General features: G+C 36.5%; 20 protein-coding genes and 1 pseudogene. 3 read left to right on the top strand and 18 right to left on the bottom strand.

Going from position 1 to position 20,160, the window contains the following annotated elements:
• Positions 1-2 precede the first annotated feature (2 nt).
• From HCX49_RS11080 to HCX49_RS11020, 13 genes and pseudogenes are all read right to left on the bottom strand, one after another.
• Positions 3-308: pseudogene (locus HCX49_RS11080) on the bottom strand (urease subunit beta); the annotation flags it as partial.
• Between the two features lie 21 nt (positions 309-329).
• Complete coding sequence (ureA, locus tag HCX49_RS11075) at positions 330-632, bottom strand: urease subunit gamma (RefSeq protein ID WP_021192450.1); 303 nt, start codon at positions 630-632, stop codon at positions 330-332.
• 177 nt (positions 633-809) lie between these two features.
• Positions 810-1,196 (bottom strand): hypothetical protein, encoded by a 387-nt coding sequence (locus HCX49_RS11070; protein ID WP_132770926.1) that lies wholly within the window; start codon positions 1,194-1,196, stop codon positions 810-812.
• Between the two features lie 124 nt (positions 1,197-1,320).
• Positions 1,321-3,759, bottom strand: coding sequence for a TonB-dependent receptor (locus HCX49_RS11065; RefSeq protein WP_021192452.1), 2,439 nt, complete (start codon positions 3,757-3,759; stop codon positions 1,321-1,323).
• Positions 3,760-3,838: 79 nt separating this feature from the next.
• Positions 3,839-4,402, bottom strand: a complete 564-nt coding sequence (locus tag HCX49_RS11060; protein WP_132770927.1) for a GNAT family N-acetyltransferase — start codon at positions 4,400-4,402, stop codon at positions 3,839-3,841.
• The gene (locus HCX49_RS11055) at positions 4,402-5,181 is read right to left on the bottom strand and encodes an ABC transporter ATP-binding protein (RefSeq protein ID WP_132770928.1); all 780 of its coding nucleotides are present in this window, start codon (positions 5,179-5,181) and stop codon (positions 4,402-4,404) included. The genes HCX49_RS11060 and HCX49_RS11055 overlap by 1 nt, the downstream gene beginning before the upstream one ends.
• Positions 5,178-6,188 carry a FecCD family ABC transporter permease gene (locus tag HCX49_RS11050; RefSeq protein ID WP_132770929.1) on the bottom strand — a complete coding sequence of 337 codons (1,011 nt, stop codon included), beginning with the start codon at positions 6,186-6,188 and terminating at the stop codon, positions 5,178-5,180. The genes HCX49_RS11055 and HCX49_RS11050 overlap by 4 nt, the downstream gene beginning before the upstream one ends.
• Before the next feature lie 2 nt (positions 6,189-6,190).
• Positions 6,191-7,186 (bottom strand): ABC transporter substrate-binding protein, encoded by a 996-nt coding sequence (locus HCX49_RS11045; RefSeq protein ID WP_206368402.1) that lies wholly within the window; start codon positions 7,184-7,186, stop codon positions 6,191-6,193.
• Complete coding sequence (locus HCX49_RS11040) at positions 7,176-7,658, bottom strand: urease accessory protein UreE (protein WP_132770931.1); 483 nt, start codon at positions 7,656-7,658, stop codon at positions 7,176-7,178. The genes HCX49_RS11045 and HCX49_RS11040 overlap by 11 nt, the downstream gene beginning before the upstream one ends.
• Positions 7,659-7,663: 5 nt before the next feature.
• The gene (gene hypB, locus HCX49_RS11035; protein WP_132770932.1) at positions 7,664-8,392 is read right to left on the bottom strand and encodes a hydrogenase nickel incorporation protein HypB; all 729 of its coding nucleotides are present in this window, start codon (positions 8,390-8,392) and stop codon (positions 7,664-7,666) included.
• A 6-nt stretch (positions 8,393-8,398) separates the two neighbouring features.
• Complete coding sequence (locus tag HCX49_RS11030; RefSeq protein WP_132770933.1) at positions 8,399-8,746, bottom strand: hydrogenase maturation nickel metallochaperone HypA; 348 nt, start codon at positions 8,744-8,746, stop codon at positions 8,399-8,401.
• Between the two features lie 100 nt (positions 8,747-8,846).
• Positions 8,847-9,236: a hypothetical protein gene (locus HCX49_RS11025; RefSeq protein ID WP_132770934.1), complete on the bottom strand. Its 390-nt coding sequence runs from the start codon at positions 9,234-9,236 to the stop codon at positions 8,847-8,849.
• 287 nt (positions 9,237-9,523) lie between these two features.
• Complete coding sequence (locus HCX49_RS11020; RefSeq protein WP_021192460.1) at positions 9,524-9,946, bottom strand: lipocalin family protein; 423 nt, start codon at positions 9,944-9,946, stop codon at positions 9,524-9,526.
• A gap of 424 nt (positions 9,947-10,370) precedes the next feature.
• Here HCX49_RS11020 and HCX49_RS11015 point away from each other — a divergent pair, with 424 nt between their 5' ends.
• The 3 genes from HCX49_RS11015 (at position 10,371) to HCX49_RS11005 (ending at position 14,660) form a co-directional block, all read left to right on the top strand.
• Complete coding sequence (locus tag HCX49_RS11015) at positions 10,371-11,084, top strand: SDR family NAD(P)-dependent oxidoreductase (RefSeq protein ID WP_132770935.1); 714 nt, start codon at positions 10,371-10,373, stop codon at positions 11,082-11,084.
• Between the two features lie 180 nt (positions 11,085-11,264).
• A complete protein-coding gene (locus HCX49_RS11010; RefSeq protein WP_132770936.1) occupies positions 11,265-11,798 on the top strand; it encodes a dihydrofolate reductase family protein in 534 nt (177 codons plus the stop codon).
• A 450-nt stretch (positions 11,799-12,248) separates the two neighbouring features.
• The gene (locus HCX49_RS11005; RefSeq protein WP_132770937.1) at positions 12,249-14,660 is read left to right on the top strand and encodes a TonB-dependent receptor; all 2,412 of its coding nucleotides are present in this window, start codon (positions 12,249-12,251) and stop codon (positions 14,658-14,660) included.
• A 94-nt stretch (positions 14,661-14,754) separates the two neighbouring features.
• Here HCX49_RS11005 and HCX49_RS11000 read toward each other — a convergent pair whose 3' ends face one another.
• The 5 genes from HCX49_RS11000 to HCX49_RS10980 form a co-directional block, all read right to left on the bottom strand.
• Positions 14,755-15,594 carry a glycine betaine ABC transporter substrate-binding protein gene (locus tag HCX49_RS11000; protein ID WP_168127128.1) on the bottom strand — a complete coding sequence of 280 codons (840 nt, stop codon included), beginning with the start codon at positions 15,592-15,594 and terminating at the stop codon, positions 14,755-14,757.
• Position 15,595: 1 nt separating this feature from the next.
• The gene (locus HCX49_RS10995) at positions 15,596-16,423 is read right to left on the bottom strand and encodes an ABC transporter permease (protein WP_132770939.1); all 828 of its coding nucleotides are present in this window, start codon (positions 16,421-16,423) and stop codon (positions 15,596-15,598) included.
• A gap of 2 nt (positions 16,424-16,425) precedes the next feature.
• Complete coding sequence (locus HCX49_RS10990) at positions 16,426-17,667, bottom strand: glycine betaine/L-proline ABC transporter ATP-binding protein (protein ID WP_168127127.1); 1,242 nt, start codon at positions 17,665-17,667, stop codon at positions 16,426-16,428.
• Between the two features lie 610 nt (positions 17,668-18,277).
• Positions 18,278-19,033 (bottom strand): LytR/AlgR family response regulator transcription factor, encoded by a 756-nt coding sequence (locus HCX49_RS10985; RefSeq protein ID WP_168127126.1) that lies wholly within the window; start codon positions 19,031-19,033, stop codon positions 18,278-18,280.
• A complete protein-coding gene (locus tag HCX49_RS10980; RefSeq protein WP_132842922.1) occupies positions 19,008-20,156 on the bottom strand; it encodes a sensor histidine kinase in 1,149 nt (382 codons plus the stop codon). Before HCX49_RS10980 ends, HCX49_RS10985 begins: the two co-directional genes overlap by 26 nt.
• Positions 20,157-20,160 lie beyond the last annotated feature (4 nt).

The raw sequence follows: 20,160 nt of genomic DNA, 5'->3' as shown, positions 1-20,160 counted from the left end.
GTTTCAGTATCGCCATTCACCAGATCGTTGTGACCATATACTCTTCTCGCTCCAGCATATGGAACCAATTCTACAATCTTGGATTCCCCAGGTTCAAAACGAACAGCAGTACTCGCGATAATATTCAATCGTTTCCCAAAGGCTAATGCACGATCAAATTCCATCATTTTATTGACCTCAAAAAAATGATAATGAGAGCCCACCTGAATCGGTCTATCTCCCGTATTGACAACTGTCAATGTTGTTACTTCTCTACCTTCATTACAGATGATATCGCCATCTTGAATGAAATATTCTCCAGGAATCATATTTTCAATGTTCTTATTAAATTAACGAATAGGATTATGTACCGTTACCAATTTGGTACCATCAGGAAAAGTTGCCTCGATCTGTATATCGTGAATCATCTCAGGCACACCCTGCATCACATCTTCACGGGTCAACAAAGTCGCCCCATATTGCATCAGTTCTGCAACAGTCCGACCATCTCGTGCACCCTCCATAAGCTCACTGCTGATATACGCAATAGACTCTGGATAATTTAATTTGACACCTCTGGCCATACGCTTTTTTGCGAGTTCACCAGCTACATGAAGCAACAGCTTCTCAGTCTCTCTAGGTAATAAATGCATCTAATTACTATTTTATATTAACTTATATGTAAGAATTATATTACTATTATTTGATCCACAACGTACTCTTTTGATGTTTATAAGAAACAAAAAAACATGCAGATAATGCCCGAAAGTTTATGGCACAACCTTACTGGCCTGCATAACTTTTGGCAAAAGAAAGAAATTATATTAAAACTAAATTGGAATTTTGATACACTTGAATAGTATGTATCGCGGATTGAGGATTACTCCTATGTGTTCAGTTGGGAAACTAAAATCCTGCTTCCTATCATACGTTACCCCCATTGCCGATAGCCAAATAGGAATAATAGTAAAATAAAGCAATTGATCCGGCTCATTGAGTTCGTGCGGATCGTTACACTCCCATGCATCGAGCATACCTGAAAACAGCGTCAAATGATGGACATTGGAACTGATTTCAGGTAACTCAAATGATGAATAGTCTGTTGATAAAAATTTTACCTGTTTCGAAACACTAGCCTCCTGATGTAAATACGTATTCCCTTTGGCCGTAACCAAAGCAAACAGCATTACAAAAAGTGTCAATATATTCCGAAACATTACTTTCATTTTCATCTAAATTTCCAAGACAAAAGTACCAACTAAAACAAGTTTTAAATAGCACAAATCTTGAATAAAATAGTCTATATTATATCTTAAACTAAGATTTAGCTGTTTTTTTTCATTAAAAAGCATAACCTAATGAAACCATCACGTTGCGCGGTGCTCCAGGAAATGCACGTGTATAATCAAAGCCACCCAAAAAGTAGTACTTATCAAACACATTATTGACATTAACAGCCATCTTCAATGCACCGATATGGTAATATACCGCAGCATTCACAGTAGTATAAGAAGGCCAGTAACCCCACATAGCTTGACCATCACTATCTTTACCAATACTATTATCCATACGACGGCTATCCACGTAATAAACCCCTGCACCAAAACCAAGACCTTTCAAAGCATGTTGTGAAAACACATATTTTAACCAAGCACTTGCCATATTTTTAGGAGCTCCCGGTAATGATTGCCCAACCTCAGAAGCGATCGATGATGCTTTCACATCAGTATGATTATAAGTATAGTTTGCCATAATCTGAAATTCTTTGGTCAACTGCCCACGGAGATCCAATTCAACACCCTCAGAAATTGCTTTTCCAGATTGACGATATTCAGAAAATCCTGAATCTAATATCACACCAGTTGCGATCATCATATTTTGACGTTCTATACGGAATAAGGAAAGATCCATCTGCAACTGATCTTTAAAAAAACCAGTTTTAAAACCTGTTTCTAATTGAAAACTGCGTTCCGGAATAAAAGGTTTATCTGCACCATAATCTTGGTAATTTTGAATAAAACTTGCACCTACCGGGACGAAACCCTGAGAATAGCTCGCAAAATAGTTGATCTGCTTATTCAATTCGTACGTTAATCCCGCTCTAGGTAGCCAGGCATTTTGTGTAGCTTGATAACGCTTCTGCCCGTCGATAGTCTCGGAAGCATAATGTTCGTGACGTAATCCTACGATAACTTTAAGTTTATCAGCAATCGACATCTGATCTTGTATGTATTTTCCTGTAGTTTTATAAGGACTTAAAAATGGATAAGCTACATGCTCTCGCCACACGTAAGAAGTTAGATCATGTGTCGTATAAGTTGGATTGTTCAAATCAAATGTCAGAGGTACAACCTGTCCGTTCACCGTCTTTTGTCTAGCTTCCCGCAACTGATTTTCCTGATCACCTCTATACTCCGCAAAATCAACTCCTGCTACAATGTGATGATCTACAACAGCACCATAATGGTCCCATTTAAAATAACCAACGACATTATCCGTATAATCTTTACCATGACGATCAAAAAAACGCATATTCATGATCGTATTTTTAGGAGCATCAGCAAATGTATTCAACGTCCGATGTTCATTGACATCTTCTTCATACACAGATTTCATATAGCTCAAGTGAAAGCTTAAATTCTCCGTAAGCTGTTGGGACAACCTACCGCTCAGTGAAAATGTCTTCGAATTATAAAAATCGGAAGGTTGACTTAACGTAAATGATCGAGGTAAAGCATAAAAATCATTTGCTTTAATTCCCATCCCCCGATCGAGATAACCATTAAATTGGTTATAAACCACATCAACGTCCACCTGCGTACCAGCTGCAGGTTTAAAAGTAAAAGATGGTGCAACAAGAATTCTTTTTTGACGATTGACATCACGGAAAGTTTTAGTATCCTCATACCCCGCATTGAAACGGTACAAAACACGCTTAGCGCTATCCAAAGGCCCTCCCAGATCCAGTGTTGTACGCATCGTCTGAAAACTTCCAGATGCAAAACCGATATTCCCCTTAAAACTGTCCAACGGTTTCTTTGTGGTCATATTAACCGTACCACCTGGCACCACATCACCAAACAAAGAAGCTCCTGGACCTTTCAAGACTTCAAGACTTTCCAAGTTCAATGTCAATGGTGTATTGTAGTAACTATTACCATAACCATAACCCGAACGTAAACCATTGACCAAACGCACACCCGTTTCATATCCACTTTTAAAACCACGGATAACCACATCATCATAAGAAGAAGCTTCCGTCACCCCTGCCAGATCTTGAAACAATGCACCTGTTGTAAAAGCTTGCTTATCTTCTATAAACTCCCGGCTTAAAACAGAAACAGATTGCGGTAGATTCTTTAATTTCCCAGAAAACTTACCCCCCAATTCCAGATCATTGGTGAGATAAGATTTGTTACGTCTCCCTGTGATCAATACCTCATCCAAAGTTTTATTATCTTTAATCAAGACAAGAGATAATCCTTTTTTTACATTCCAGTTACTCGCCGAAAGTGTTATTTTTTGATCGATATAACCAATTGCAGAAGCATGGATGACAATTGGAAAATTAATCGCTTCAGAAAAAGTAAATTCCCCTGACTCGTTGGAAGTTGTCACCTGCTTTGAACTGTTTATTGTCAATGTTACGCCAGAGACGATATCTCCAACCTCATCATAAGTTTTTCCAAAAATTGCTGTACTATTCTGCGCATGTACAGCCACTGGGAAAACAGTACCTAAGGCTATTGCAAAAGCCAAGGTCTTTATATTATATTTCATTGGAATACAATTATCTATTGTTTGTTCAATTATCTGTTATGCATAAATGCATAGTCTTTATTTTACAGAGCTTGCAAGCTCAAATTGTGGAGTGTTTTTCCTGCTCCAAAATGTTCTCCAATATCACAGCACTTTCCGATTCATTAACCATCAGTTCCATGTGTATAGTGAGAAATCCAGATTCATCACGGTATTCTATCAATTGAAACCCCTGCTGCAACCAAAATTCATATGCACCCTCCAAAAATGGATGGGTATGTAAATAAAGTCTTTCAATCTGTTTTTCCTGCGCCACCACGAGTAAACTTTGAAACAGCTCTGTCCCCAGTCCAGTCCTACGATATTTGGGATCCACAAATAAGCGGGCTACTTCAACGGTCTTCTTAGCATCAATATCCAAGTGAGGGAACCGGTAATCATAATTAAGCATACCGATCACTCCGATTAATATGCCATCCGCGGTTCTTGCCTGTAGAAAATTACCAGCGCGGTTCTGTAAATAAACCTGTTCAAACGCCTTTAAATCTTTAGGCACCTGATTCGGATCCAACATCGGAAATAGTTTTCTTCTGAAATCCAGAACATAAGGCAGAACTTCTACCACATCTTCTGATCCAACATGATATATCGAAATATTTTTCATTATTGATTTTCATTAAGCATCGGAATAAACATCCATTTTCCTTGCTTCTCTATACTCAACAAAGACAATTCATAAGTTTCTTCCAACAAATTTTTCACTTCTTCGCGCTCCAGACCATTAATATCAAGAACACTTTGATCACGCATTAGGTAAAATTGGTCACCAAACATATAAGCCAGATTAGGATCGTGCATAACACATAAAACTGTCGTCCCCTCCTTAACCAGCTCTTTCGCTGTTCGCAAAACAGCCATTTGATAGTTTAGATCCAAGTGATTAGTAGGTTCATCCAACATGAGGACATCAGGTTGCTGCACCAGTACACGGCATAATAAGATCAACTGCCTTTCTCCTCCAGACAATTCGGTATAAGGCTTATCACGAAGATGTTCAAGATCAAACTTTTTTAAAATCGCATGTACAGCTTCATGATCTTCTTTACTTGGTGAGAATCGTGAAAAGGAAGCCCTTCCAGTCAAAACCACATCAAACACTTTATAGGGAAAAGTCATCTGATGAAATTGATTGAGAAAACCCAAGCGCAACTGACTACTACTACCGATCTTAATCTTTCTACGTTCTACATCGCCGATAGTCACTTGACCATCGTAGCGTTTTTCTAAGCCTGCGATCACATTAAACAACGTTGATTTCCCACTGCCATTGCGCCCTAGGATGATCGACAATTTTCCCTTTGGAAAAGAGACGTTCACATCACGCAATACGAGATCATTTCCATAAGAGAAAGATAATTGCTTTGTTGAAATAGTAGCTATCATGAGTTCCAATTCATCGCGTTTCGACGCATCAAGTAAATAAATAAGGGCGCTCCCACAATCATAGTAAACACACCGATCGGAATTTCGAAAGGCATGACAGCACGAGAAAAATCATCGATTAAAAGTAGGAAACTACCGCCGATGCTGATATTAGCCCACACCGAAATATTATTATTAGGTCCAAATATCATTCGGCTAATATGTGGAATAATCAATCCAAACAGACTGATCACCCCTACCGCAGCTACTGCAGATGCTGTAATCATCGTCGCAACTCCAATTAGAATCAATTTAATGATTCTGGGATTGACACCGATGGCTAAAGCTTCCTGATCACCGAGAGACAATAGATTCAGCTTCCAACGATAGAGCACAATCACAAATAAACCAACTGAAATTGGTCCCATAGCGCTATATACCTTAGACCAAGAAGCAGTATGTAAGTTGCCCATTGTCCATTGAACAATAGCTTGAAGTTTATAAGGATCACTTAAATACTGCAATAAAGTTAAAAGAGCAGTAAAAACCCCAGAAATCACCATCCCAGCCAATACCATCCCTACAATAGAAGTCCTTGCTCCAGAGTAAGAAACCAAATAAGTCAGCCCCACTGCACAAACTCCAAAAATAAAAGCAGAGAGATTAACAGACATAATCGGAAACAACATTGCGAGTGCTGCTCCAAAAGCAGATCCCGAAGAGATACCTAATGTAAACGGATCTACAATTGGATTACGGAAAATAGCTTGTAGAACTCCTCCTGACGAAGCCAAAGCTGCACCGACCATAAAAGTCAATAACACCCGTGGCAATCTCACCTGCCATAAAATGGTATTTAAACTTGCATCCGAAAGCAGATGTTGATCTTGTATTAACCCTAATTGCAAACACATCCGCTGAAACAATTCGACCAGACCGACATGTTGTGTAGAACCAATAGTAAGCGACAACACAAAAAGCGACAGTGGAAATAAGATCAACAGGACGATGATTTTTATATTTTTCATGATTATAGTAAACCCTTTTTACCGTACATGACTTCAAAAGCTCCCTGCATTTCTTTTTTCAATTGCTCTTCCGAATAGCTTGGAAAGCTCCAATGACGAACTTGTTTAGCAAACAATAAAAACTTAACAGTATGTGGATCGAAAGGAAACGATGGTGACATGACAAAAACCTGTTTATTTTTCACAGCAGGAAGATCTGCTAACTCTTTCAGATCATAAACATCCGACAATTTAGAGTTCCACAAGATTATTAAATCGGGATTCCACTTATACATCGTTTCTGCACTGATATTTGGAGCTTCCATAGGTAGAGGACATGCATTTTCAGCTCCAGAAAGACGAATCGCCATATCAATAAGACTTCCTTTTCCAGAAGTAGACATGACACGGCCTTTTGACCAAGCATAATAAACAGACTTCGCATTTTCAATCGATGGAACTTGCATACGATCGAGCTCCCCATCAACATAATCAACAATTTCCTGTGCTCTTTCTTGTTTTCCAACAAGCGTTCCCATGCCCAGCAATTCCGCCATTATACTTTTGTCATCTGCCGAGGAACAGGTAAAAACAGGGATATCAAGACCTTCTAATTGTTCTATATTATCTTGATCGGTATTGAAGGTAATCACCAAATCAGGTTGTAACGCAATAATACTCTCGACATTACTGGACTGCCCACCATAAGTTGGGGTTGGCAATGTTTTGGCAGCAATCCTCGAATCAAGTTTCGATAAAAAAGCATAAGTATCTTCCATTTGATATACCTGTTGTGGAATACCAACAACCTGATCACCGGCTTGAAGCATATACACCTCATCAAGCAACGAAGGAAATAAAACGACAACCCGTTTGGCAACATCGTTCAACTTGATCACTTTTCCACGGCTATCGGTTGCGCTAATAGATTTCGATAGATCATTCTTAATAACATGACTACACCCACTAAAAGTGGCTATAGATAAAAAAGCTACTAAGCAAAATAATTTATAACTCATTTTCATTTCTTGATTTTTTTATCAACCGCTTTACTAGATTTTCTGACAGTAATATCCCATCTTCCAACTGTACCTGAGATTGAAATTTTGCAAGCAGCTGCTCATATAAACGACCATCATAAGGAACACGATACATCGCGCGATCGGTCTCCATAAACAATGGTAAATGCCTATTCCCCAAATAATAAGAAAAGTCAGCCGCCTGTACTGTATTAACGGGATTAAAACAAATGGTCAATGTCGGTTTAATCGCAATAGTAGCAATCAATTTTCCTTCATGGAACAGACCATCTCCAGAGCACCATTCACGACCTTTTTCCAGCTCCATCAATAAAGTTTGCCCAGTAGTAGTAGCTCTTGTCAATCTTTTTTTATTCACTTCAAACCATTCCAGCTGAAGTAGCGATACAGTATCCCGAGCAAACGCTCCCTGTGGCAGCACAGCATCAATATATACCAACTCTGCTTGCATAGCTCCTATTTTACTTCAGCTTGAAGTCTTGATTCTTTTTTTTGCTTAACCTTTTCTTTCAACCAGGTGCACCACTCATCAATACCCTCATTCTTCAATGTACTGATAGTAATCACTTCAATATTCGGATTTACTTCACGGGCATCTTTAGTTACAGCATCTACTGAAAATGGCACATACGGCAATAAATCAGATTTTGAAACTAGCATCAGCTCACTCGTTAAGAACATACGCGGATACTTTTTAGGTTTATCATCACCCTCAGTGGTTGCTAATAATGTAACACGATAATCTTCACCTAAATCAAAAGCAGAAGGACATAGTAAATTTCCCACATTCTCAATAAATAAAAGATCTGTACCTGTAATATCAATATGATCAAGTGCTTGCAAAATCATCTGCGCTTCGATATGACACATACCACCAGTTACAATCTGCAACGCGTTGATACCTACATCACGCATTCTAATCGCGTCGCGCTCCGTTTCAGGATCACCCACTAATACAGAAATATTAAGATCATTTGCAAGTAGCTTACCTGTTTCTTGCATTAAAGTTGTTTTACCTGAACCAGGAGATGAACAAACATTGATCACACAAACGTCTTTTAAACGTTCACGGATAGCATTTGCAACATAATCATTGGCTTTTAATAAATGTAATGTGGTGTTATCACACTGTACAGAACCGACGCGGTTTCCAGCACTTTTTGGACTAGATGTGTTAGTTGACATAGTTTCTTATTTTTCTTGTTTAAAAATTACTTTTGATATATATAATTCATTTCCCTGAACGATTGTGGACGAAGGTTGACCACAGGTGCATACAAAACGATGATAAAGCACCGGAAAATTTTTTTGACAATGTTCACAGTAAGCCATGATCTCGTTGACGACAACCTCAAGTTCCATATCCATAAAGCCATTATTATCTAAAATAAAAGCATCAAAGGCATTTTGAATTAAGACAGGCTGCACATTTGAAAGCAGACCCGCAGTTACTTGAATCTTTTGAATATCTTCAACCTTGGCACCATAATGGCCCTCCAGAGTATCGAAGATATCTTTTACAATACTAAGCTCGTGCATAATAGTGTTTAATCTTAGATAATATAGAATTGTTTCATGTGAGTAGCAGACAGGATATACCTGACTCTACCACTTACAAAGTAAGTGAGTGGAAGGGAGATTAAAGAGGTATCTTTATCTGCTCGAAAAGGAGAAATTTACGAGATTGAACCGGTAGATCAGCATAGGATGTATAGGAATCCAGATATGCTGTTTGATTAGGATATAACAAATGAACCGTTAGATCGTAAATTGCGAATAATGTGTCCAATTTGAAATCTTTATCAAGATCTAAATCGATATCCCAAAAATACATCTGTTGAAAAAGTGAATTTCTTTTATCCGACAAATGGGAATCGCCGTTTTCGACAAGCTGATCAGCAGGATCAAATCTTCTTTGAAATGTAGATGAATTAGCACGATTCCGTACTGTAGCAAGTGAGGTTGATCCTAATGATTGAAAAGGAAAAAACCAGATTGACAGTACAAAAATAACCAGTCTCAACATCATAAATAGCGAATTTAAAAACTTATTGTTTTTAACCCAACAAATTTACTGTAAAAAAGCACTAGTAAAATAGCACAAATCTTGAATTTTATTTCACGAAATAGGGTAATTTCTTATTTCTCCATTATGCAATTACAGATCCCTAGCTATTTTATGTAGTTATTAACAACCCATAAGTTACAGCTATTCGTAAAGTCAACGGAAGTAACTAGATCAATATTTAATAATAAAATCCAACACACCCTCCTTATAGTAAGGGAGGATGCGTTGGATGAAGAAAATTCGAATAATTATTTTTTACTAAACGTAGACTCAACCTGAAAGTTTTGAAATTTACCCCTCAGTATCATCTTTTTTGAGGTAAGATCATAAATATCAAATACCAATGTCTGTCCTCCATTCTGTCTTATTGTTATTTTCTGACCATTATCAGAAAGCACATATGTACCAGAAATCGCAATCTTTTTAGTAACAACATCACTACCATCAAAATCAATATCGACACTAATACCTGTAAACGTTTCGTCTGCTTTAAATGTATATTCAATACCATCTGTATAAGGAACTTCCTTCATCGTATTTAATTCGATCATCTCTTGGAGAACCCAGCGCCCAGTTACACTATTAGACTCTCCCATATTGTTATCTTCCTTTGAACAGGACACAACAAACACAGTAACAAAAAGGAAAATAATGGCTACTATTTTTTTCATCTATAATTTATATTTAAAATTTTACAAAAAGCTAACTGAAGATCCAATAATACAAATTTCCGTCATCAAGAACAATAAAGTTTATCTTGTACAAAGGTATCATGTAAAGCGATAAAGTCACAAAATTAAATAAAGCATGTTCCTATACAAATTAAACCCTGGAAATTGTGGCTTATAAGCCACCTAATGATAATTTTATGATCACGCTATCAATTAACTTATAACTATTCGTTCGCTTTCAGAAAATTATTAACTTACAGTATTTCCAGTATCCATCTACAGTCCTATCCCATAGTGCACGATGATCAGAATCTTTCTCTACAGATAATAATATCAATAAAAAAAGCTTGTTGATATGAAAGAAAATTAGGTAATTTAAGCTCATTTTAAGCATTCAGAATAATAGAACCAATAGAGTAGAACAATGATTTTAAAAGATAAAACAGTTTTAGTAACAGGAGCCGATGGAGGTCTCGGAACAGCGCTAGTACAAGAACTCATCAATAGAAACGTTAAGAAAGTATATGCAACAGGCTTAAAATTACAAAATTTAAAAAATCAGTTTCAGAATTATGACAACAGAGTTGAACTTTTAGAACTTGACGTAACAAGTACGGACAGTATACAAGCGGCAGCCCTAAATTGCAACGATACAGAAATACTGATTAATAATGCCGGGATAGAACTTAAAATTCCTTTTCTAAAAGAAGAAGCTGCAAAAACTGCTTTATTTGAGATGAAAGTGAACTATATAGGTGTAATCGAAATGATTAACAACTTTATCCCACATCTTCAAAAAAATAAAGACACTTGCATCGTCAATATTCTTTCAATAGGAAGTTTAACTGTTATAAAAAGATTAGGTACCTATTGTGCCTCCAAAACTGCAGCTCATATTTTGACAGAAACAATCCGTGAAGAACTTGAAGCTTTAGGAATCAAAGTTATCGGTGCTTACATGGGGTATGTCAATACGCAAATGACAAAAGAAGAAACGAAATCACATAAGTCAGAACCTGAAGAAATAGCTTATGAGATTTGCAATGGCATTGAAAATGAAGAAGAACGTATATTTCCCGATGCTACAACGTTAAACTTTGTTAAGAAAAATCCGATCAAAACGGTCTTTTTTGATTAAATTAGGCTCAATTAATAATAAATATTCTTTTACAGGTCGGTACTGTCGAAGCTAAAAGTCACCTAGCTGTCCCCGGTGACCGATAAAAACTGATACAGTATCATCTACAACTTGAGTTACCATCCGTTTCTTTTATAAATGAGAATATAATCTGACAAAAAATAATCACTAAAAATAAATATGGATAGAAAAGTAATCTTATATATTGCAACAAGCTTGGATGGTTATATTGCCAAACCAAATGATAACCTTGATTTTTTATCTATAGTAGAAAAAGAAGGAGAAGACTATGGTTATGCTTCATTTATAAAATCAGTAGATACAGTAGTTCTTGGCAGAAAAACATATGACTGGATCATTGCCCATGTTCCAGAATTTCATCATGCTGATAAAAAGACATATATTATAACCAGAACTGCTAGACCAGATGCAGGTAATATCACGTTCTACACCGAAGATTTAAAAGACCTTATTTTAAAATTGAAAAGTGAAACCGGCAAAAATATTTTCATTGATGGTGGTGCAGAAATTGTTAATGAACTTTTAAAAGAAAATTTAATTGACGAATTTGTGATTTCAATTATACCAATACTAGTAGGTGACGGAGTAAGACTTTTTAAAGATGGAAGACCGGAGCAAAAATTAACACTTATTTCAACAAAACAGTTTGAAACTGGACTGACACAAATTCATTACAAGCGAATTGATAACTGATTGACATTTCAATTCTTCTCATGCCGTATTTAACTAAAAAATAGAGTCTGATTTCTGTCCCCAAATTAAAATAGCACGATAGCGATGGACCATTGGTAAATTCTATTTTTTAGTTAAAGCGCCATCAAATATAATTCTAAATTGCAGTACAACCCAATATCTTTTTTAGGTTAGTCTATAACATCCTATTTTTTATTTTCTGGAATATTAACCCCTTTTCCAAGGAGATAAACCACAAAAATAGAATAATTAGTTTATCGGAAATTGTTCAAGAATAGTAAAATAATCTCTTACTAATATAGGAGCATTTATCCCCGAAGCGACACAGATACTGTTCAAAATCAACATCAAACTTCTTTTTAAAGGATTGAAAATATAGTTTTGAAAAGTGTAACATGAATAATATATTTGCACTGTTTATAATTAATCTAAATAAAATCAATAAACACTATGAATAAATTTATCATCTACCTTATGTTGTTGCTTCCATGCTCTCTCCAAGCTCAAGCACAACAAAAAACGGAAATATATGGGAAAATATTCTCCGCCGATGGAAAGCCTGTAGAAGGTATCACGGTCAAACTGCTTCCTCAGGACATCAGTGTTTCAACGAAAGCCAATGGTTCTTATCTCCTCAAATCCTTGAAACCAGGTCCTGCACAAATCCACATCTCAGCTATAGGAGTCCAATCTCAAATCCGCGACATCCAGCTAGAAGAAAAAAGAAATATCATTTCCAATATCTATCTCACCGAAGATCAGTCCACTTTAGACGAAATTGTAATAAACGGAGCAAGCAAGAATAAGTATACTCGAAAACAAAGTTTATACGTTTCCAAAATGCCACTTCGTAATATGGAAAACTCTCAATCTTATGCTGTCGTTACCAAAGAGTTACTTAAAAGCCAGATAAATACAAATTATGATGACGCATTGGCAAACGTTTCTGGTATAGACAAATTATGGTCATCCACTGGACGTCCTGGAGATGGAGTCTCTTATTACACATTACGAGGATTCACCACACAAGCCGCGATGGTCAATGGCGTCGTGAGTATTGCTAGCACAAGTCCAGATCCGGCCAACTTAGAAACCATCGAGGTTATCAAAGGACCTTCTGGCTCCTTATATGGTGGCGCTGCTGTTGGTTTTGGTGGATTGATAAATAATGTCACTAAAAAACCGCTTGATACCATAGGTGGACGGATCAATTATATCTTTGGCAGTTATGCACAGCACCGTGTAACAGCTGATGTCTACGGACCCCTAACAGCTAATAAAAAACTTTTAGGCCGTATCAACACAGCATATTCACATACAGGAACATTTCAGGATGCAGGATTTAACAAATCAATTTTTGTTGCTCCTTCATTACTATACAGACCGAATGACAAATTAGACATTCAATTGGATGCTGAAATTTATCAGAGCAAAGCGACCAATCCAATGATGGTATTTCTCAATCGTTCCCGTCAATTGTTTGCAAGAACGCCCGATGAATTGCAATTTGACTTTAACAAGTCGTATACCAACAATGATGTTACTTTTAAAAACCCAAGTACCAACTTACGTGGAAATGTAAATTACCGCATCAACGAGCAATGGACATCCAATACAACTGTTAGTTATAATAGACGTAAATCTGATGGTTACTTCCAATATATCATGTACTTGCAAAATGCAAATGACACATTGATCAACCGATATGCAGCACTGCAAAATTATGTAGCCAATAGCATCAATGCACAACAGAATTTTATTGGAGATTTCCACATCGGTGGTATGCGCAATAGACTACTTATAGGACTGGATCTCCTTTCCCAAAAATCGGAAACGCACAACTCTCCTTATGTACAGACAGATCAAATCAATACGTCATACGATGATCCAGATTACTATAAATTTAACGCAGCTTTCATCGATGCGGCAATTGCTGCTTCCAACGGTGCACAGACCAACAACCGTAGCCGTACACAGGTATTTGGAGCATATGTTTCCAATGTCTTAGATGTAACTTCACAATTACATTTAAACCTTGCCCTGCGCATGGATTACTTTAATAATAAAGGAACGTACAACATTGATAAAGATACCACTACTGGAAAATTCAACCAAACAGCCTTCTCACCGCGCGTAGGTCTCGTGTATGAAGCCATAAAAGATCAAGTTTCATTCTTTGCTAACTATCAGAATGGCTTTAAAAATGTTTCACCAGTAGTACAGCCTCACCCCAGTGTATCCGGCGATTTCAAACCGCAACAAGCATCACAGTGGGAAGCAGGAGTAAAATTCAACCTACTTGAAGACAAACTAGGCCTTACGGCTAGTTACTACGATATCAGTGTAGACAATATGATCCGTCCTGAAACAATAGAAATTGATGGTAAAAGCTACAATATCAGTGTACAGGATGGTACACGCCTAAGCCGTGGTCTTGATTTCGACTTAACAGCAGCCCCTATTCAAGGATTAAATATGATCTTAAGCTATAGCTTCAACGATAGTAAAACAACAAAAGCGGCCGCTAATGTGAACAACCTTCGCCCAACCGAAGCTGGACCAAAACATCTGGCCAATATCTGGGCAAATTACACTTTGCAACAAGGAACGTTAAAAGGTGTAGGTATTGGTCTTGGAATCAATCATGCTAGTGAAAATATCATTACAAATAGTATCCCGACAGGAACTTTTGTACTTCCTTCGTATACTTTACTTAATGGTAGTCTTTCTTATAGTTACAAACATATGGAGTTTGCTGTTAAGGCAAATAATCTGACTAACCAAACTTACTTTAAAGGTTGGACAACAGTTAATCCGCAAATGCCGAGAAATATCTTAGGTAGTATTGCTTACCACTTTTAAAATAAAAAAAGGAAGAATCTATAAATAGATTCTTCCTTTTTTTATTGGTCACAACAGATGCTGTAACTGCATCCAGAAAATTAAACAAAACCAATTATTTCAACCATGAAGCCACTAAAGATCTATTATCTGCTACCCATTGTTTCGCTGTAGCTTCTTTATCCTTACTTTCCTGCATTTTCATCAGCAAGTTAGACATGGTGGCTACATCAAAATGAATCTGAGAAAAGAAGCGGGTCAATTCGGGTTGGTCAGCAGGAAATTCCTTTCGAGTAAAAATCTTGATCTGCTCTGCAGTTCCTAAAGATTCTCGAGGATCTTCCAGAAATTTTAATTTCATCTTACCAAACATCCAGTGTGGTTGCCAAGCTGCGACAACGATCCAGCGTTTTTCCTTAATCGCATTTTGCAATTCAGTAATCATCGCCACTGTAGACGAATTTACCTGACGATAATTTAAATCATAGTCTTTTATCGTTTGATCTACCGCAGCTGTTATACCAGCTCCTTTTTCAATCCCCATAATCTGATGCTTAAATTGATCTTCGTGCACTTTTAACTCTTCAATAGAATTAATTGGAACATAATCGGGTACAACTAAACCATTTTTAGCGTGCGCATAACTCGTACCGATATCAACAAGATTAGGAAATTTTGCAATTTTAGAACCATGAGTTAAAGGAAGCCAAACATCCATATAGAGATCCGTATCACCATTATTCATAGAAGCTAATATCATATCTGGTGTAGCACGTTGGATGACCAGATGATAATCCATCTCCTCCAAAACTGCTTTAGCAACATAGGTCATAGCGACCCCTTCGGCCCAACCATCGACCATACCTACATTGATATATTTTTTATTACCATCTGGTTGACAAGCGCTAAGAAATACGATAACGCAACAGATTAAAGCTATTTTAATGTTCTTCATATTATTTTTTATTCTGTACAAAACCCTGCGTTATCCTATCCAAGATAATAGCTAAGATCACAACAGATAAGCCACTTTCAAATCCAAGTCCTATATCTAGGTTATTAATTCCTTCAAGTACTTTCTCTCCTAAACCACCCGCAGCAATCATTCCGGCAATCACGACCATAGAAAGTGACAATAATATGGTCTGATTTATACCCGCAAGAATAGTTTTCATAGCCAGTGGTAGCTCAACCTTAAACAAAATCTGTCGATTAGTCGCTCCAAAGGCACGTGCAGCCTCTACAATATCTTTTGGAACTGCATCGATACCCAGAGTCGTCAAACGGACAGCTGGTGGCATCGCAAAAATAATAGTCGCAAATGCGCCAGGAACCTTACCGATACTAAAAAACAACACTGCCGGTATCAGATAAACAAAAGCAGGCATCGTCTGCATCAAGTCTAACATAGGGCGAATAATCTTCGCAGCTAGTTTATTTTTTGCCGCCCAAATACCCAAGGGGACAGAAAGTATCAAAGCTGTCGCCGTTGCAACTAAAACCAATGATAAAGTCTCCATCGTCTCCTTCCAAAAACCCATCATGTAAATAAGTGTCAAGCCTAACAAGGTTATTAGCGCAACGCCTTTACCTGACTTCCACCATGCCAAACCTGTAAAAAGTCCGATCACCACAAAAAAAGGGACTGCTAAAAATATCCACTCTAATCCAATAATGGATGAATTACCCGTATGTTTTATAAAATCAAATAAAGGCTTAAAATTTTCTGTAAGCCAATTAATTGCAACTTCAATGTATTGACCTATATCTATTATTTTACTCATTGTTACTGATTATTTGCTTTTTCTTTTAATTCGTTAATTTCCTCTTCGTTAAACTTTGTTGCTTCGATAATAAGTGAAGTTTGCGTCACAATACCTAACAATCTATTTTGATCATTGACCACTGCAATTGGCGATCTTGTTTCCGAAATCAACGGTAACATTTCTTCAACAGTAACATCCTTAGATACCGAAGGAACATTCATATGAATAATAGATTCTACAGTAGGATCTTTCCGCTTGGCAGCTTGAATAACTTCATTGATATTGACAAACCCCAAGAAGGTATCATGAATATCCACTACAGGGAGTATTTCAAGTCCCGTTGTTCTCATTTTCCGAAGTGCCCCTTCAGGACCATCTTTTTTGAACCTAACCAATGTCGGTTTCTCGGTCATCAATGATCCTGCTGTGATAATCGATTTTCTATCCACCTTATCCACAAAAGCTTTTACATAATCACTCGCTGGATTCGTTAGAATATCTTCGGCTGTACCAATCTGCTCAATAACTCCATCTTTCATAATCACGATACGATCTCCAAGCTTAATAGCTTCATCCAAATCATGAGTAATGAAAACAATCGTTTTTTGCAAGGTATCCTGAAGCTCCAATAGCTGATCCTGCATCTCGGTTTTGATCAAGGGATCTAATGCTGAAAAAGCCTCATCCATCAACATGACTTCCGGATCATTGGCCAAAGCACGCGCCAGCCCTACTCGCTGCTGCATACCCCCTGACAGCTGAATTGGAAACTGCTGTTCAAAACCATTAAGACCAACTATGTCAAGCGCTTTTTGAGCTTTCGCCTCGCGAGATGCTTTATCTTCGCCTCTAATTTCTAAACCAAAAGCGGCATTAGTCAAAACAGTATGATGTGGTAATAATCCAAATTTCTGAAACACCATACTCATTTCAGTTCTACGTACTTCCAGAAGCTCTTTATTGTTTTTACTTGTGATATCATCATTATTGATAAAGACTTTACCCATTGTAGGTTCATTCAATCGGTTCAGGCAACGTAGTAAAGTAGATTTACCACTTCCAGAAAGTCCCATAATGACAAAAAACTCTCCTTCGTAAATTTCAAAATTAGCTTTATTGATACCGATTGTACAGCCGGTTTTTTCTAGTATTTCTTTCTTTGGGTAACCTTCATTCAGTAATTTAAGCGCCAATTTCTTTTGTTTACCGAAAACAATTGTTAAGTCCTCGACTTTTATTTTAACTTTTCTGTTTTTATCCATTTTTAATTTTTTGGTATGAAACGAATTGTCATGGCACAGATGGTATATTCAATAGAAAACACCTTCATGTTATTTTAATAACATAAAAAACAATTTCTAAAGTTGAGTTAGTTCGACCGAAGAACTCCTTCTTGTTCAATCAACTTGATATTTAACACACTTTACTCTTAGTTCGATGAAGAGCAATCATGAAAAAGAAATGAATCTTTTAAAAGACGAGATATTAATAAACACCTCTAAAATACTATAACAAGTATATCGCGAACAACTCAGAAATAGCTCAAAAAAGAGCTATAAAATAACGGAACAAACCGATGCATCCGTGTCATATGACGGTACAAAGGTACGAAAAATAAAATAAACAATATTTATTAGCGTTAACACACTGTACGACAGAGCCATCAAAACAAACCTAATAACCAATCATTTAAAAATAAAAACAGGCCATCGACTCGGTTTTTATGCCACTAAGTTTGCCTCCTCTATTAACAATAAATGTTAATGTATGATAACCGTTATGAAAAGTATTGATCACGGTCAACACTTATTTCTCCAATAAAAAAATAGGATGTGATTAATAATTTAACACCATGCAAACATGCCTAAAAAATCAAGAATCTAACCATTCTTTTAATAAAACCGATTTTTCTCTACTGACAATAATATCAAATTCAGAATTAAAAAGAACAACTTTCAATTTACGATTGAAATAATGAACCAATTGACTTACAGCATCAATCTGAATAATGAACTGACGATTTGCCCTAAAAAAAATTCTTGGATCTAATTGTTTCTCTAGATCATCCATACTTTGATTAAGAACAATATCTTTTCCACTCTTGAGGCGTGCTTTTGTCAATTTTAAATCGACATAAATACAATTCACTTCATTAACTAATATGGTTTGATAACCATCACGAAAGGGAACTAAGAAGCGGGACCGATAATCTTTAGGTTTTACATAATGAAGTAATTTATCAATGGATATTTGGTTATTCATCATTGAACCTAGGCCCTCAACCTTTCGCAATGCAGTTGATAATTCCTCTTTTTCAACAGGTTTCAAAATATAGTCGACACTATTATATTTAAATGCCTGTACAGCATATTCATCATACGCCGTAGTGAAAATAATAGGACAATCGATCGTCACTTTTTCAAAAATATCAAAACTGATTCCATCAGAAAGTCGGATATCCATTAAAACTACATCTGGAATTTCTTGATTTCGAAACCAGTCTACCGTATCAGTAACACTATCCAAAACAGCTACGATCTGAGCATTTGGATAAATATCCCCAATTAAACGTTTAAGACGATCGGCATTCAATTTTTCATCTTCAACTATTACTATTTTCTCTATCATATGCTACTAATTGAATACATACCCTAAAAATATGCTGATCCTTTATAACTTCTGGCACCTTCTCTCCTAAGAGCTGAAAACGACTGATTATATTATTAAGCCCAATACCCGTCGATACAATCTCAGGATTGTCCATGGGTGATAACGTATTTTCAATCACAACTCGACCTACTTCATCATTGGAAATAGTAATCATTAAAGGTCGCTTCTTTCTTGTGGTATTATGTTTAATTGCATTTTCAATAAGCAACTGCAAAGTTAGTGATGGGATATACATACCACGACTATGGTCATTAATGTTAATTGTAAAATTAACACCGCTACCAACACGGTGCTCAATTAAAAATATATAAGCATTTAAAAATTTAATCTCCTCATCAAGCGTGATCATATTTTTTTTACTATTGACCAATAAAAAACGATAGACCTTGGCAAAATTTTCAGAATACTCAAAACCAAGCTGCTGATCTTCAAGAATTAACTCAGAAAGCACACTCAAATTATTAAAAATAAAATGAGGATCCAATTGCATCTTCAATGCATTTAACTCTGCTTCTACTGATGCTTGCCTCAATTCTGCTGCCTTTATCTTATGTTCGGACATTTCCGTAGCTGTTTCAATCCAATTATTAATCAGATAACTCATGGTATTGATAGAAATAATCATAAAAGAAATGACCAAACTAACCACAATCCACTGTAACATACCTTTTATTTCTTCAATAGATGGAACGGATTCTACCTTCGCAGATTGAGGATCTAAAATCGCGAAACAGACCATATTCATCAAAATAAGAATCATAACCGCCGAAAAATTGAGCGTAATCTCAAGAAAAAGTCTTTTAGACTTATTTTGTGGCCAAGGAACCCGCAGATTTAACCTCCTATGTATAAGTATACTTGATTCAGAAATTAAAAAGCAAAATAAAAATGATATCCCCCATTCCGTTAAAAGTTCAGAAAAGCTCCTTCCAAAATAATCTTGCCAAAATTCAGAATAAGGATCTAAGATATATGAAACCAAATAATGCAAAACAAATGCAAAAATCACCAAGAACATACGTTTAAAACGAGTCGGTAATAATCGCTTTGTTTTATCAGAAATATATTTGATTTTTTCCATCTTT

The organism is Sphingobacterium sp. B16(2022), from assembly GCF_012030425.1.
In the GTDB taxonomy this organism is placed as follows: domain Bacteria; phylum Bacteroidota; class Bacteroidia; order Sphingobacteriales; family Sphingobacteriaceae; genus Sphingobacterium; species Sphingobacterium anhuiense.
Note: the sequence above shows the minus strand (reverse complement) of the source record. Positions and strands in the feature narration are given on the sequence as shown.

What these genes read in the sequence shown, in the direction of transcription:
- HCX49_RS11030 (WP_132770933.1), bottom strand. Translation starts at nt 8,746, where the DNA reads ATGCACGAGCTTAGTATTGTAAAAGATATCTTCGATACTCTGGAGGGC.
- HCX49_RS11055 (WP_132770928.1), bottom strand. Translation starts at nt 5,181, where the DNA reads ATGATAGCTACTATTTCAACAAAGCAATTATCTTTCTCTTATGGAAAT.
- HCX49_RS11045 (WP_206368402.1), bottom strand. Translation starts at nt 7,186, where the DNA reads ATGAGTTATAAATTATTTTGCTTAGTAGCTTTTTTATCTATAGCCACT.
- ureA (WP_021192450.1), bottom strand. Translation starts at nt 632, where the DNA reads ATGCATTTATTACCTAGAGAGACTGAGAAGCTGTTGCTTCATGTAGCT.
- HCX49_RS11060 (WP_132770927.1), bottom strand. Translation starts at nt 4,402, where the DNA reads ATGAAAAATATTTCGATATATCATGTTGGATCAGAAGATGTGGTAGAA.
- hypB (WP_132770932.1), bottom strand. Translation starts at nt 8,392, where the DNA reads ATGTCAACTAACACATCTAGTCCAAAAAGTGCTGGAAACCGCGTCGGT.
- HCX49_RS11015 (WP_132770935.1), top strand. Translation starts at nt 10,371, where the DNA reads ATGATTTTAAAAGATAAAACAGTTTTAGTAACAGGAGCCGATGGAGGT.
- HCX49_RS10995 (WP_132770939.1), bottom strand. Translation starts at nt 16,423, where the DNA reads ATGAGTAAAATAATAGATATAGGTCAATACATTGAAGTTGCAATTAAT.
- HCX49_RS11065 (WP_021192452.1), bottom strand. Translation starts at nt 3,759, where the DNA reads ATGAAATATAATATAAAGACCTTGGCTTTTGCAATAGCCTTAGGTACT.
- HCX49_RS11070 (WP_132770926.1), bottom strand. Translation starts at nt 1,196, where the DNA reads ATGTTTCGGAATATATTGACACTTTTTGTAATGCTGTTTGCTTTGGTT.
- HCX49_RS11020 (WP_021192460.1), bottom strand. Translation starts at nt 9,946, where the DNA reads ATGAAAAAAATAGTAGCCATTATTTTCCTTTTTGTTACTGTGTTTGTT.
- HCX49_RS11000 (WP_168127128.1), bottom strand. Translation starts at nt 15,594, where the DNA reads ATGAAGAACATTAAAATAGCTTTAATCTGTTGCGTTATCGTATTTCTT.
- HCX49_RS10980 (WP_132842922.1), bottom strand. Translation starts at nt 20,156, where the DNA reads ATGGAAAAAATCAAATATATTTCTGATAAAACAAAGCGATTATTACCG.
- HCX49_RS11050 (WP_132770929.1), bottom strand. Translation starts at nt 6,188, where the DNA reads ATGAAAAATATAAAAATCATCGTCCTGTTGATCTTATTTCCACTGTCG.
- HCX49_RS11025 (WP_132770934.1), bottom strand. Translation starts at nt 9,236, where the DNA reads ATGATGTTGAGACTGGTTATTTTTGTACTGTCAATCTGGTTTTTTCCT.
- HCX49_RS10990 (WP_168127127.1), bottom strand. Translation starts at nt 17,667, where the DNA reads ATGGATAAAAACAGAAAAGTTAAAATAAAAGTCGAGGACTTAACAATT.
- HCX49_RS10985 (WP_168127126.1), bottom strand. Translation starts at nt 19,033, where the DNA reads ATGATAGAGAAAATAGTAATAGTTGAAGATGAAAAATTGAATGCCGAT.
- HCX49_RS11010 (WP_132770936.1), top strand. Translation starts at nt 11,265, where the DNA reads ATGGATAGAAAAGTAATCTTATATATTGCAACAAGCTTGGATGGTTAT.
- HCX49_RS11040 (WP_132770931.1), bottom strand. Translation starts at nt 7,658, where the DNA reads ATGCAAGCAGAGTTGGTATATATTGATGCTGTGCTGCCACAGGGAGCG.
- HCX49_RS11005 (WP_132770937.1), top strand. Translation starts at nt 12,249, where the DNA reads ATGAATAAATTTATCATCTACCTTATGTTGTTGCTTCCATGCTCTCTC.